General features: G+C 69.6%; 13 protein-coding genes. 9 read left to right on the forward strand and 4 right to left on the reverse strand.

Annotated elements, in window-relative coordinates:
- Window positions 1–82 precede the first annotated feature (82 nt).
- The 5 genes from Vlu01_RS27720 to Vlu01_RS27725 all read left to right on the forward strand — a co-directional run bounded on the left by Vlu01_RS27720 (window position 83) and on the right by Vlu01_RS27725 (window position 3,158).
- The gene (locus Vlu01_RS27720; RefSeq protein ID WP_275409218.1) at window positions 83–217 is read left to right on the forward strand and encodes a hypothetical protein; all 135 of its coding nucleotides are present in this window, start codon (window positions 83–85) and stop codon (window positions 215–217) included.
- Complete coding sequence (locus Vlu01_RS02195; RefSeq protein ID WP_203992186.1) at window positions 205–459, forward strand: DivIVA domain-containing protein; 255 nt, start codon at window positions 205–207, stop codon at window positions 457–459. Before Vlu01_RS27720 ends, Vlu01_RS02195 begins: the two co-directional genes overlap by 13 nt.
- Window positions 456–1,793, forward strand: a complete 1,338-nt coding sequence (locus tag Vlu01_RS02200) for an FAD-binding oxidoreductase (protein WP_239095643.1) — start codon at window positions 456–458, stop codon at window positions 1,791–1,793. Before Vlu01_RS02195 ends, Vlu01_RS02200 begins: the two co-directional genes overlap by 4 nt.
- A 199-nt stretch (window positions 1,794–1,992) precedes the next feature.
- A complete protein-coding gene (locus Vlu01_RS02205; RefSeq protein ID WP_203992189.1) occupies window positions 1,993–2,439 on the forward strand; it encodes a nitroreductase family deazaflavin-dependent oxidoreductase in 447 nt (148 codons plus the stop codon).
- A gap of 425 nt (window positions 2,440–2,864) precedes the next feature.
- Window positions 2,865–3,158, forward strand: coding sequence for a Wadjet anti-phage system protein JetD domain-containing protein (locus Vlu01_RS27725; protein ID WP_275409219.1), 294 nt, complete (start codon window positions 2,865–2,867; stop codon window positions 3,156–3,158).
- A 37-nt stretch (window positions 3,159–3,195) separates the two neighbouring features.
- On the opposite strand, the gene Vlu01_RS02215 is transcribed toward Vlu01_RS27725, so the two are convergent.
- Entirely contained in the window at window positions 3,196–4,101 is a 906-nt protein-coding gene (locus tag Vlu01_RS02215; protein WP_203992195.1) for a cellulose binding domain-containing protein, read from the reverse strand.
- Between the two features lie 366 nt (window positions 4,102–4,467).
- Here Vlu01_RS02215 and Vlu01_RS02220 point away from each other — a divergent pair, with 366 nt between their 5' ends.
- Window positions 4,468–4,977, forward strand: a complete 510-nt coding sequence (locus Vlu01_RS02220) for a hypothetical protein (RefSeq protein ID WP_203992198.1) — start codon at window positions 4,468–4,470, stop codon at window positions 4,975–4,977.
- 9 nt (window positions 4,978–4,986) lie between these two features.
- Here the strand turns inward: Vlu01_RS02220 and Vlu01_RS02225 are convergent, their stop codons facing one another.
- Complete coding sequence (locus Vlu01_RS02225; RefSeq protein ID WP_203992201.1) at window positions 4,987–7,452, reverse strand: hypothetical protein; 2,466 nt, start codon at window positions 7,450–7,452, stop codon at window positions 4,987–4,989.
- 255 nt (window positions 7,453–7,707) lie between these two features.
- On the opposite strand from Vlu01_RS02225, the gene Vlu01_RS02230 reads away from it, so the two are divergent.
- Window positions 7,708–8,649, forward strand: coding sequence for an S-4TM family putative pore-forming effector (locus tag Vlu01_RS02230; protein ID WP_203992203.1), 942 nt, complete (start codon window positions 7,708–7,710; stop codon window positions 8,647–8,649).
- A gap of 55 nt (window positions 8,650–8,704) precedes the next feature.
- Here the strand turns inward: Vlu01_RS02230 and Vlu01_RS02235 are convergent, their stop codons facing one another.
- A complete protein-coding gene (locus Vlu01_RS02235) occupies window positions 8,705–9,607 on the reverse strand; it encodes an alpha/beta hydrolase family protein (protein WP_203992205.1) in 903 nt (300 codons plus the stop codon).
- 113 nt (window positions 9,608–9,720) lie between these two features.
- Between Vlu01_RS02235 and Vlu01_RS02240 the strand changes: the two genes are divergently transcribed.
- Together Vlu01_RS02240 and Vlu01_RS02245 are read left to right on the forward strand one after the other, a co-directional pair.
- The gene (locus tag Vlu01_RS02240; RefSeq protein ID WP_203992207.1) at window positions 9,721–10,305 is read left to right on the forward strand and encodes a TetR/AcrR family transcriptional regulator; all 585 of its coding nucleotides are present in this window, start codon (window positions 9,721–9,723) and stop codon (window positions 10,303–10,305) included.
- Between the two features lie 293 nt (window positions 10,306–10,598).
- Window positions 10,599–13,034: an acylase gene (locus tag Vlu01_RS02245; RefSeq protein ID WP_203992209.1), complete on the forward strand. Its 2,436-nt coding sequence runs from the start codon at window positions 10,599–10,601 to the stop codon at window positions 13,032–13,034.
- Between the two features lie 18 nt (window positions 13,035–13,052).
- Here Vlu01_RS02245 and Vlu01_RS02250 read toward each other — a convergent pair whose 3' ends face one another.
- Complete coding sequence (locus Vlu01_RS02250; RefSeq protein WP_239095669.1) at window positions 13,053–13,331, reverse strand: GYD domain-containing protein; 279 nt, start codon at window positions 13,329–13,331, stop codon at window positions 13,053–13,055.
- Window positions 13,332–13,374 lie beyond the last annotated feature (43 nt).

Consider the following 13,374-nt stretch of genomic DNA (forward strand, 5'->3'; position numbering starts at 1 on the left):
CTGGGCTCCGGTGGGCGTCGACCGGTGAGACGTGTCGCCGTCCCCGCCCGTCTCGGTGCCGCAACCGAGCCAGGGAGGGGACATGGACGCGATCGACCAGGTGCTCGGCGAGTTGCCGTTGCCGCCGTACGTGACCGCCGAGGACGTCGGCTTCGCCGTCAAGGCGCTGACCGTGCACGCCGCCGAGCAGGAGGTGACGCAGCGATGCTCTATCTGACCGGGGAACGGCTGCATCCGCACCACGTCCGGGCCGCCACCTTCGACCGTCGCTGGCGGGGGATCGACCCCGCCCAGGTGTACGACTACCTGAGCCGGGTCGCCGACGAGATGGACCGCCTGCACCGGGAGCTGATCACGGCGAACACCGAGGCCGAGCGGATCCGGCAGGCGTTGCGGCAGTGGCAGGCCCGGCAGCACAACAGTCGCCCCGCGGGGCGGCCGGCGGGGGAGCGTCGGTGAGCGTGGAGGCGGTGACCCGGTGGCTGCGCCTGATCGAGGAGGACGCGGAGCTGTCGCCGTACCTCATCGGGGTTGATCTGGATCGGCTCACCGCGCACCTGACCCGGCAGCTCGCGGCCGGCGGCCCGGTGTTGGACGGATGGCCGGGGCTGCCGGAGGCGCAGCGACGGCGGGCGGCCGACTACCTGATCGGGGTCCTCGCCACGGACGGCCAGGGGGTGATCGATGGGGCCGCCGCCGAGTTCCGGGCGGGCTTGGCGGGACGCTGCCCGCTGCCGGCACCGGTGACGGCGCTCGTCGTCGCCGCGCTGGCCCGGCTGGTTGGCGGTGGTACCGACCGGGCCGGGCGGTTGGCGTTGCTGGCGGTGCTCGGCCGGGTCCACCGCCGGTACCGGCTGCGACCCGAGCATGGCCCGCTGATCGGTGCCGCGCTGGCACCGGTCGCGCCGCGACTGTGCCCGCCACAGGTCGGCTGGGAGCGACGGTGGCGGCGGACCTGGGCGCTCATCGAGCGGGCCGCCGGGCTCGTCGGCGACGGGCCGGCGTTCTGGCCGGCCGAGGTGGTCGGCCGCGACCTGCCCGCCGAGGGCATCGCCATTCTGACGGTACGCCCCTGGCGGCGGCTGCCGTTCCGTCCCGGTCAGGCGGTGCCGCTCTGCCTGCCGCAGCACCCGGGCCGGTGGCGCTGGTACTGCCCGGCCAACGCCCCGCGCCCCGACGGCACCGTCGAGCTGCACGTCCGCGCGGTGGCCGCCGGCACCGTCTCCCGCACCCTCGTCCACGAGGTACGCCCCGGCGACCTGCTCCACCTCGGCCCACCCGTCGACGTCGGCCTGTGCCTGCCGTCCAACCCGGAACGTGCCGGGTGGCCCGCCGTCGCGCGGCCGGCCGGTGCGACTCCGGTCGGCTCGGGCACCACCCCGGTCGACTCGGGCGCGGTCGGCGGGCGGGATCTGCTGCTGGTGGCCGGCGGGACCGGGCTGGCGCCGCTGCGGGCCCTGGTCGAGCAGGTCGCCGCCGCGCCGGACGGCCGCCGGGTGACGCTGGTCGTCGGCGTACGCACCTTCGCCGACCTGTACGACGCGATCACCCTCGACAAGCTCGACCGGGCCCATCGCTGGCTGACCGTGGTGCCGGCGTTCTCCCACGACCGGTGCGTCGCCCCCGCCGAGCAGGGCGACGCGCTCACCCTCGCGCTCTACCACCACCGCCCCGGCCAGAACGTGCACGTCTGCGGCCCACCCGCGATGCTCGACGTTGCCCGACACCGACTCCCCGCCGCCGGAATACCCGCCAACCGCATCCACCTGCCGGACCGGATCCCCTGGCGATAACCGCCCCCCGAGTCCCCACTCCCCCGAGTCCCCACTCCCCCGAGTCCCCACTCCCGCGATCATGCAGTTGTGGCTCCTGAAACGAGGTGTTGTGTCCTGTTTGTTTGGTGCCACAACTGCATGATCGACGAGGGCGCGGGGGCGGGGCGGGGGCGCGGGGGCGGGCGCGGGGGAGGGGGAGGGGGCGTAGGTTGGGGGTATGGGATTGACGGGTGATTACGAGCCGAGTGCGTTGGAGTGGGTCCGCGAGCAGGTCGAGCAGATCGTGCGTACCGGCACCACCGACGGCGTCACCATCGCCGGCCGGCCCATCGTGCTGATGACCTACCGGGGTGCCAAGACCGGCAAGCTGCGCAAGACGCCGGTGATGCGGGTCGAGCATGAGGGACAGTACGCCGCTGTCGCATCCATGGGTGGCGCACCCAAGAACCCCCAGTGGTACGCCGGCCTGGTCGCCGATCCAGTCATCGAACTGCAGGACGGCACGGTGACCGGGGAGTACCGGGCCCGTGAGGTGTTCGGAGACGAGAAGGCGCTCTGGTGGGGCCGGGCGGTCGAGGCGTACCCGGACTACGCCGACTACCAGCGCAAGACCGACCGCCAGATCCCGGTCTTCGTCCTCGAACCGATTGCAGCGACACCCTGACCCGTCGCACGAAATCAGGCATCCCGGATGCGTGACCTGCTACGAACGGGAGCCGGCCAGCGACTGAGCCTGCCCGAGTACGAGGCAGACTTCTATGTCACGGTCGAGTCCGTGGATGGACCGATTCTCAAGACGGAGCGGATGCAGACCTTCCGTGCGCCGGGCAGCCCGAGTTGGGGGGCGTTCGCGGTCGGCAGCCGGGCGGTTTACGAGGTCCGCTACGACGAAACCAGGCTCGCGCTCGGAGCGGACAAGTTCGTCGCCGAGCGGTGGTGGACGTGTGCCGGCCAGATCACTTCCAGCACGCGATCTTGGTCACCGAGCGCCCCTCCGGGGGCCTCGCGCGTCCAAGGTCTAGTTCGGTGGGGGTGACTTTCGGGATATATCGGGCGAGGTAATCGGTCTAACGGTCAGATCGCCGTGGAATGGTGGGGTGCGCGATCCCAGCCCCAGCCCTACAGGAGGGTCTCTGCCGGGCTCTAGCATGGGCGGCGCTCAACGAGCGGCTCGGCGCCGGCACCTACCTCGCCCTGCCCCCGATGTCGGCCACCGTTGCGGTCTTCGGCGGCGGCTACGCGGTACGTGCCCTGGCCCCGCTGTCCTGGCTGCACGAACGTGAGCTGAGGTGCTGGGGTGACATCGGCACCCACGGTTTCGCGATTCTCGATCGGCTTCGCCAGGTGTTTCCGCATACCGCTCCGTCGTGGAGAAGATGCTGACAGGTTGACCCGCTACTCGCCGACGCGGGTCGAGGGCCTACGCGTTCGTGTCGCCGTACTCGCGGACGCCGTCGACGTCGAGGGTGATCCGGCTGTTGTCGGCCCACCCGCCGGTGGCCTGCTGCCAACTCCTGTCGTCGCGTTCGTCGATGGCCGACCAGTTCGGGCGGTGGTGACGGAGGTAGATGGGGCCGGTCGACTCGCCGGGGGCCAGGTACCTGCCGGCGAAGGTCAGCTCGATCCAGCCGGGAATCGGTGTTCCGGGCGGTGGGAAGACGGTCGGCGTGGGCGTCGGGGTCGGTGGTGGCGAGACCGGCGGCGGTCCCGGTGGCAGGGGTGGCGGGAAGAACTGGATGTGCCGCTGCACCCTGGCGCAACCGATCGCCGCCCAGTCACAGTTGGTGACCAGCGACGTGTTCCCACCCTCGAACGTCAGGTGGTAGCGCACCCGCACGTAGGCCAGATCCAGCGGCGCGGTCCCGGTGTTGACGACTTCGAGGGCATGCTGAATCTGGCTGTCGGTCGGCGACCAGCTCAGGTTGAGGTAGCTCACCCGCGCCTTCCCGTACGCGGTGCGGACCGGAGTCACGGGCGAGTCGAGAGAGTATCCGCCGTTGACGTACGCCCAGACGGTGAGCCGGTACTCGGTGCCCGGCGCGAGGTCGGTCAACGTCAGGCTGGTGCCGGTGGTGGTGCCGAGGCTGCGGTAGACGTTGGGGCCGATCCACGCCCGGACCTCGTGCCGGATCGGCGGCGTGCCCGGCTCACCGATCCAGTCCGACGGCGTCCAGGTCAGGCTGAGCAGGTGCGGCTCGTTTGTCACCACCACCGGCACGCCCGGGGTGGTCAGGACCGGGTCGTCGGCCGCGTGAGCGACAGCCGTTCCGGAAAGCCCGAGCGTGGCGGCGAGAAGCAGGACGAGAGTGACGCGACGAGCACTCATGGTGCGCATGTTAATGGGAACATGCACCCTGATCAATGACCGAAGGTCCTTGTTGTATGCGGTCCGAACGGTCCCGGCCGGCCGTTGCTCGGCAGTGACTTCCCGTCGCCGGGATATCCGCTAACCGGGCCTGTTTGTCGAGAATCGTGTGGTGATGGTCGAGGACTTGCATTTCGGCAATTGCTTGGAGGTCGGCAATTGAGGCAATTTGAGAATGGTGATGAGCTGATCGGAGGGCGACTCCTGGTGATCTGAGCTGGCCGTTTCCTACGCTGGATTGGGGTAGCCGACATCTCCGTGAGTGGGACGTCGGCTCGCTTATCCGGACTGAGATCCGGCGTCGAAGCTACGCTGCGGGGGGTTCAGATGTCGATCACCTTTCCTTTTCGGGTGCTGTTTGCGCCGATTGTTGCCGTGCTCGTCGTCGGGGGGACGCTGCCCGCGCCGGCCCTGGCCGGGACGCCGGCGCGGGTGGCGGTGCGCGAGGAGCTGACGCGGTACCTCGCAGCCCACCCAGGTGGCACAGTGCTCAACGACAACGAGATCAGCTACCAGGGCGGTGAGGTGATCGTCACCCTCGACGCTCCGGTGGGCACCTACGGGGTGGCCGACTGCCCCTCGGGGTGGTTCTGCTTCTACGAATGGCCGCACTACGGTTACCCGCGCGGCAAACTCTCTTCCTGCGGCTGGCAGAATCTCTCCAACTGGAGCTGGCAGTTCCGGGTGGAGTCGGCGCACTACAACCTCGGCAGCGGTCATGTCGGCTTCTACTACCACGACCAGGAGCTCTTCCGGGTCAATCCGAGCAAGCGGGTCCACAGTGATGCCGGCCAGTGGCGCAACTGGGCGAACCGCGTCTACCGGTCCTGTCTTTAGAACGATCCGCTAAAGGCAGGGTTCGTCCATCGTGTCCGTTCGGGTGGCGTGGATCAGGTGATGTCGGCTGAGAAGCAGGTCGCCTTGGGTGAGGTCGTGCCGGAGTAGTCGGCCGTTGCTGTCGAACAACAGCGTGTCCCGCCGGCCATCCCGGTCCTCCGCCTGGAAGGCCACGCCAGGCTCACCCTCGTCATCCGTGTAACTGCCCGCGAACTCGATTCCCGACATCGCGGCGAGTTCCTCCAGCAGGACGGCGCTCTGCGCGGGGGTGAGCGGGTGATGCAGGAAGATCCGGGCGACGATCTGCAGCATGCCGTTGGTGGTACGCAACTCGGGCACCAGTTTGTCCCACTCCCGCCACAGTTGGACGCGCAGGGTCTCCGGGTTCTCCTTCGGCACCGGGCTGACCTCGGTCATCTTGCCCGAGGTGAACGTCGTGGTGACGGCACGTCTCGATCCGGTCGGGCCGAACTCGGTCACCACTCTTCTGCCCGCACGCTCGGCCGTGAACCACAGCTCGTAACGGTGGCGGGTGAGCTTTGACCGGCCCTCACCGTGCTCCCAGGACAACACCTCGTAGCGGGTGCACGCGTACCTGCCTGGCGGTGTCTCTCCGACCAGGTTGGCGACGTACTCGGCGAATTCGCCGAGGTCGTTGGGGAGCACCGGGTCGCGTTCGGCGCTGCGTCCGGGGGCCGACGGGACGTCTCGCGTGGGGGTCACCGTGACGGTCCGGGTCGGCGCGGTCAGCTCATCCCGTCGTTCGGGCAGCATGACGAGATACGCACTTCCGACCAGTCCCATACCGGCCAGGGCGGCGGCCACCACCGTGCGTAGGCGGACCGACGGCAGGCGCAGTCGATTCCCACCTGCCCGGCCCAGGTTCGCGGAGTCGTCGTGTAATGAGTTACGGCGGTGGGCTGCCCGGCCACGCTCCTCCGGCCTGTCGGCGACCGGTGTCACGTTGGCAGGCCAAGGGGAGGGCGCGTCACGCCGGGTCTCGGCCGCGGCGTCAGGGGGGCGGGTTGCCGGGTCACTGGCTGGTGAGAGGGGGACGCTCCAGAGGTGACGACGCGACCAGGGGGTCAGCCACCGCTGGTCGAAGCGGGCACCCGGATCGTTGGTGTGCCGGCGATCGGCACCCGGCGTGGAGGACGCGATCAGCGGCGGTCGCAGGGCCAGCATCACCGTGTCGTCCGCCCGTGACAGCGGTGGTCGCGGCGTCGGCAGCGTTGCGGTCTCCGCCCGCGACGGCGGTGGCTCAGGGGCCAGCGCCGCAGGGCTTGCATTGACCAGCCTCAGGTACGCCTCCCACGCCTTCGCCGCCAACCGCAGACACCAGCGGTGTCCGGCTTCGCCGATGTCGTCGAAGGTGAGGTAGACAAGGGCCTGGCTGGCCACTTCGAGGCACCACTGCTGGCGCCAATCCGACCCGTAGTTGGCCTTCTTGGCGTGGTTCAGCCCGGCGCGGTGTACACGCTCGATGAGTTGGGCGAGACCCGGCAGCAGCTTGCCCGGTCGCCGGGTGTCCGGATCGACGAGGCAGCAGATGATGGCGTCGGCCTGATCGTGCGGAAGCACCTCGGCCGGGCCTCCGACGGGCGAGCGCGGTGCGACCGTCCTGAGTAGCGTGCTCAGCAGCACGAAGACCGCGTCTCGGGTGAGCGGACCGTCAGACTGGTAGCCGCCGAGATCGACGAGCAGGAAGGCCCCGTAGCAGGGTTTGCCCCGCTCGTAGGGGATGAGGACGTTGCCGCCGTTGAGGTCCCCGTGGGTGTGACCGACGAGGCAGTCCATGGTGCGCCGGGCCAGCCGCGAGTCGCAGTGGGTAAGGAGAGCGAGGAGATTTGGTACGCCGTCGAGGTCCGGCACCGGACCGACGTTGTCGGTGACGCCGAGCCGGGCGGCGGCGGCCAGCACCGAGCCCACGGAGGCCAGCTGCGCGACCTCCTGCTGTACGAACTCGCCGACGGTGGTCTCCCGGGTTCGCAGGCGGACGCCGCGTCGACCGGTGTCGGGGGTGTTCCAGTCGTTGATGAGCGCGTCGACGATCCGTGGGATGGCGTCCTGCCGGTCGTCGTCGCTCAACGCGGCCAGGCTCACGACCGCGTCACCGCCGTTGGCGACCTGCTGGATCAGCAGCCGGCGGTGGCTGTCCACCCGGTACCAGTCCGGCTGCTTGACGATGTGCCGATCGGCGAATCCGGGCGGCTGGGAACGCTGCGCCCTTTCATGCCCGGCGATGAGTTCGTCTGCGGTCTCCGCCGGAACCACCTTGACGATGTACTTCTGCTTGGTCGACCCGTCGTCGTCCCGCCAGGTGACTGACACGCAGTAGAGCTGGGCGTCCGACTTGTGTGGGTCGGGAGCGAACTCCGGCACGATCTGGACGTCGGTCGCGTTGGCCCACTCGCGTACGGCCGAGAGGACGACGGTGTCCGGTGCCGGGTGCCCATTGGCGACTCTGTAGCCCATGTCCTTCGTTGGACCTTCCAAAGGGGTGCAAGCGGACGGGCCACCCACAGATCGCCCGCCCAGAGGGGTGGCACGCTTGCTTGTGCGCCGGCTCAATCTAGCTGACTGTTGGACCAATCAGTGAGTCTTTCCTATGTCGCCATAAGAGCTACCAAAAGGTAACTCGCGTAGCTTGCTGCCCGTGTGCGTGATGCAGCCGAGAGTGACAATTGGTGATCTTGATTTAGAATCGGTTACCGGACCCGGGAGGCCGTAGTGACCGATCCCGCCACGTCCCTGCTCAGCCGACAGACCGAGCCCGAGATGATGACCCTGCTGCGGGCCATGTCCGTCTGCCATTCGCGGGCGCAACGACTCGACAACCTGCGGATGATCCTGTCGATCCTGCTCGGCGTCGCCGGCGCGGCGGTAGCCCTCACCGGCGTGTCGTCCACACTGGTCACCGCGCTCGGAGCGCTCTGGGCACTGATGAACGCGGTCGGACTGGGCACCTGGTCGCGTGGCCAACTCAGTCGTGGCGCCGTGCTCCAGGAAATGTTCGACGTCCGGCTTTTCGGTCTGCCGTGGAACGCTGTGGCTGCCGGGGCCGAGGTGAGCGCAGCTGAGGTCAGCCGTCTGGACCGGGCCTATCGGGGCGACGAGCGGTACCTGCGCGACTACTACGAGGTGCCACCCCTGCCCACCCCGTACGACGTGCTCGCCTGCCAGCAGCAGAACCTCGGCTGGGGTGCCCGGGTGCGCCGCCGTTACGCCTATGTGGTGCTCGGCGGCACGGCGGCCTGGAGTCTGCTCGGTGTCGTCTTCGGTATCAGTGCCGGGCTGACCGTCCTGCAGCTACTGCTTCAGTGGTACGTCCCGTCGCTCGGCGCGCTTCTGCTGGGCATGGAGATCTACCGCAGTCAGCGGGACGTCGCGAACGACCGGGAGCGCGCACTGGCGGTGATGCAGGAGCGGATTACCGCTGCGGTCGAGCGGCATGGTGTGGACGCCTCGGCTGAGCTGCTCGCCCTGGCCCGGCAGGTCCAGGACCTGATCTTCCGTAGTCGGCAACGGCAGTCCCGCGTACCCGACTGGTTCTTCCGGCGGTTCCACGCGGCGGACCGACACGATTTCCAGGTCGCCATGGCCGCTCTCACCCGCATCCTTCAGGATGCCCGGCTCGTGGCCCCCGCTCCCAGGGAGGGGCCGGTCACCTGACTCGACCTCGGCGACGAACGCCGAGGTGAGGCAGGGGAGCCGATGGTGGGATTACTCAGCGGGACTCGATCCGGCCCAGCGAACCCGGATCCACCTGCGACCAGGCTGGGTCGTCCGGGTTGAACACGCTGCGCAGGTACGCCGTGGTGACGTGCTGGATCAGGGCCACGCGGTCCGGGCTCTCGTCGGTGGTCTCGGTGACGCCGTGGCCGGGGACGCCGCCCAGGGAGTGCTCGCCGCCGAAGACGGTGAGCAGGCTCTTCGGCCCAGGGCTCAGGTGGTACGGGTCGGTGAACCAGTCTGGTCCCCGTACCGACAGCGGTGACGTGTCCTGGTCGCCCGCGACGACCAGGGCGGGCGTCGTCATCTCCGCGAAGCTCGGACTCATGAACGGGAAGTGCTCGGCGGCGAACGGCGTCAGGTCGGCGCCGCCGGTGCCGGTGGTGGCGAGCAGCACGCCTGCGGTGACCCGGGGGTCGGACAGATCCTCGCCCGGGGTGCCGTCGGCGTCGAGTACCCGGGCGCCGAGCAGCAGGCTCGCCGTCTGGCCGCCCCACGAGTGACCGGCCACCGCGACCCGCTCGTGATCGATCCGCCCGGCGAGTCCGGGGACGTACGCCTCGATCGTCTCCATCGAGTCGAGGAGTTGTGTCAGGTCGGCGGCTCGGATGCGCCAGATCACCGGGTACCGAGGATCGTCCGGGCCGACGGCCAGGGTCCGCGAGTCGAGATGGGTGGGCTGAAGCACCGTGAAGCCGTGGGCTGCCCAGTGCTCGACCAGGGGCGCGTACATGTCCATGTTTCCGCCGAAACCGTGCGCGAAGACGACGACTGGCAGCTCGGTGCCGGAGACCGGGGCGGTGACCCGCACCTGCAGGTCCGTGCCACGCGTCGGCGCGGGCAGCACCACCGGCCGCACCGAGATGACCGGGCTGGGCTGTTGCTCTGGGACGCTCATTACTGTTGCTCCTCGATGAGGGAAGACAGACGATAGAAGCGGAACCGCGTTCCGCCTAGACGATACGGAACCTGGTTCCGTTTAGCATCCATTGTGACGGAGGCCACAGGAACGTGCCGGCTCGTGACACCGACCCACCAGCTCCTCGGAAGAGGGCCGACGCCGAGCGCAACAAGCAGGCGCTGCTTGAGGCCGCCGCCGCAGCCTTCGTCGACTCCGGCGTCGATGCTCCGGTGCGTGACATCGCCGTCCGGGCCGGCGTGGGCGTCGGTACGATCTACCGCCATTTCCCGACTCGCGCCGACCTGATCGTCGCCGTCTACCGGCACCAGGTGCAGTCCTGTGCGCAGGCCGCACCGGCGCTGCTGGCGAGCAGCCAGACCCCGCACCACGCGCTCACCGCGTGGATCGACCTGTTCGTCGACTTCCTCATCACCAAGCACGGCCTGGCCGAGGCGATGCACTCCGACGCCGCCGCCTTCGAGCCGCTGCACGCCTACTTCCTGGACCACCTGCTCCCGGCGGTCACGCTGCTGTTGGACGCTGCCGTCGATGCCGGCCAGATCAACCCGATCGACCCGCTGACCCTGCTGCAGGGCGTCGGCAACCTCTGCATCGGCGCCTCAGCCAACTCCCCCTACAACCCCCGCCCCCTGGCCGCCCTCCTAATCCGAGGCCTCCAAACCACCCCCTCCTAACAGCTCCTAACCCACCCCCCGCCCCCAGCTCCCCCCACCCCCCCCAGCTCCCGCGATCATGCAGTTGTGGCACCGAACAAAGAGGACATAGCGCTCCGTATCGGGAGCCACAACTGCATGATCGGCGAGGCGAGGCGAGGCGAGGCGGGGCGGGGCGGGGCGGGGCGGGGTGGGGTGGGAGTAGGGGTTATCCCGGATTGTGGTGTGGGTTGATGTCGTTAGCCTCGGTGGGTGCGAATTGACCGGGCACAGTCGACACCACGGGGAGAACGTCGCATGAACAGAGCTGTCCGATGAGGATGCGACGGGTTGTCGCGGCGTCGATCACCACCGTCCTGGTCGCGGCGGGTCTCGCCGTCACCGGCGGGAGCGCCGTCGCGCACGGCAGGGGCTACTCGGCGCTGATCCAGCGCGCATCCCACGGCGTACCGCACATCACCGCTCGCGACTTCGCCAGCCTCGGCTACGGCGTCGGGTTCGCGCAGGCAGAGGACAACATCTGCCTGATCGCCGAGCAGATAGTCACCGTCCGCGCTGAGCGGTCCCGCTGGTTCGGTGCCGACATCGCGAACATCAGCAGCGACCTGTTCCACCAGAAGTCGCTCGACGGCCGGGCCGCCGAGCGCTGGCTGGTCGGCCCGCGCGACGGCGTCCGCGCGCCCTCCAACGAGGTACGCGACCAACTGCGCGGCTTCGCCGCCGGATACAACGCCTACCTGCGGGACGGAAAGAAGAAGATCAACGACCCGGCCTGCGTCGGGAAGGAGTGGGTGCGTCCGGTTACCGAGCTGGACCTGTGGCGGGTCAACTGGGCCAGGATGGTCCGGGCCAGCTCCGGCGCGCTCGCCGACGGCATCGTGGCCGCCGCACCCCCTGCCGGCGCCGCACCAGACGCGCGTACCTCGAAGGTCGACGTGAGCCCGGTGGGGACCGAATCGACGCGGGGCCGCGCCGGGGAGCTGACCGGGTCGGCGGGGGAGCTGACCGGGACACTGCCGGCGCCCGGGGCGGCGGCCGTGGTCGAAGCCCGCGACGGCGCGCCGGCCGGGGTGGGCAGCAACGCGTACGGTCTCGGGCGCGACGCCACCACCAGCGGCGCGGGCATGCTGCTGGCGAACCCGCACTTCCCGTGGGACGGCGACGAGCGCTTCTACCGGATGCGGCTGAAGGTGCCCGGGCGGTACGACGTGGAGGGTGCGGCTCTGGTCGGTGACCCGCTCATCGAGATCGGACACAACGGCAAGGTCGCCTGGTCACACACCGTCTCCACCGCCCGACGTTTCGTCTGGCACCGGCTCTCGCTGGTGCCCGGGGACCCCACCAGCTACCGCTACGACGGGCGGACCCGGAAGATGACCGTCCGCACGGTCACCGTCGGGACTCCCGGCGGGCCGGTCAGCCGTGCCTTCTACGACACCCACTTCGGCCCGGTCGTGGTGGTGCCGGGCCGCTTCGACTGGACCACCGACACGGCGTACGCGATCACCGATGTCAACGCCACCAACAACCGTGCGTTGGACGGCTGGCTCGCCATGGGGCGGGCGACGTCCGTGCGTGACCTGCGGTCGGTGCTGGACCGGCGGCAGTTCCTGCCCTGGGTCAACGTGATCGCCGCCGACCGGGACGGGCGGGCGCTCTATGCCGACCACTCCGTCGTGCCCCGGGTCACCGACTCCCTCGCGGCCGCGTGCATTCCGGCTCCCTTCCAGAGTTTGTACGCGACCAGCGGCCAGGCCGTCCTCGACGGCTCCCGCTCCGCCTGCGAGCTGGGCCGGGATCGCGATGCCGCGGTACCCGGCATTCTCGGGCCGGCGAACCTGCCCACGCTGGTCCGCGACGACTACGTGACCAACTCCAACGACAGCTACTGGCTGGCCAACCCGGACCGCCCGCTCGTGGGGTATCCGCGCATCATCGGCGACGAACGGACGGTCCGCAGCCTGCGGACCCGGGTCGGCGTGCATCAGGTGCGGCAGCGCCTCGCCGGCACCGACGGACTGCCCGGTCGGGGGTTCACCACCGGCAGGCTGTGGGACGTGACGCTCGGCAACCGGGTGTACGGCGGCGAACTGGTCCGTGACGACCTGGTACGGCTCTGCGAGGCTCAGCCGATGGCCACCGCCTCGGACGGCACCACCGTCGACCTGACGGCTGCCTGCGCGGCGCTGCGTCGCTGGGACCTCCGGGTCAACCTGGGCAGTCGGGGCTCCCACGTGTTCACCGAGTTCGCCCGGGCCGGTGGCATGCGTTTCGCCGATCCGTTCGACCCGGCTGCCCCGCTGACCACGCCGAGTCGACTCGCCATCGACGATCCGGCGGTACGCACGGCACTCGCCGACGCCGTTCGACTGCTCGACGGCATCCCGCTGAACGCCCGACTCGGTGACATCCAGACCGAACCGCGCGGCACCGCACGCATCCCCATCCACGGTGGCTGGCCGGAGACCGGTGTCTTCAACATGATCATCAACCAGGTGCAGCCGGGCGTCGGCTACCCGAAGGTTCGGCACGGCACGTCGTACCTGATGGCAGTCGAGCTGGGCCGCGGCGGGCCGTCGGGTCGGCAGCTGCTCACCTACTCGCAGTCGGCCAATCCGAACTCACCCTGGTATGCCGACCAGACCCGGCTGTACTCAGCCAAGGGCTGGGACACGGTCAAGTTCACCCCGAAGCAGCTGCGGAGCGACCCGAACCTGGTCACCTACCGGGTAGGGGAGCGTCATAGCTGACGGTCCAGCCCGACCGGGTCACGGAGCCGGCGGGTGGTAGGAGATGGGTAGCCGGACGGCGGCGTCGATCTCCGCTGCGGTCAGCAGCGGCACGATACGGGCATCGACGCCGCCTGCCGCCCGTACGGCGATGCCGAGTGCGGCAGCGGTCAGGTTGTCCGGCACCTCGCAGAGCACGTACAGGTCGACCTCGCCGAACGCGTAGTAGACGGCCTCCACCTGCCCACCGGTGTTCTCGATGAGGGACTTGATCACCTCGGCCCGGGCCGTCCCGCCGTCCTTGGCCAGCCCGGCCATTCCCGGAATTGTGTAGGACGCCGTGACCAGGAACTTTGCCACG

It is taken from the genome of Micromonospora lutea, from assembly GCF_016863535.1.
Classification (GTDB): Bacteria; Actinomycetota; Actinomycetes; order Mycobacteriales; family Micromonosporaceae; genus Micromonospora; species Micromonospora lutea.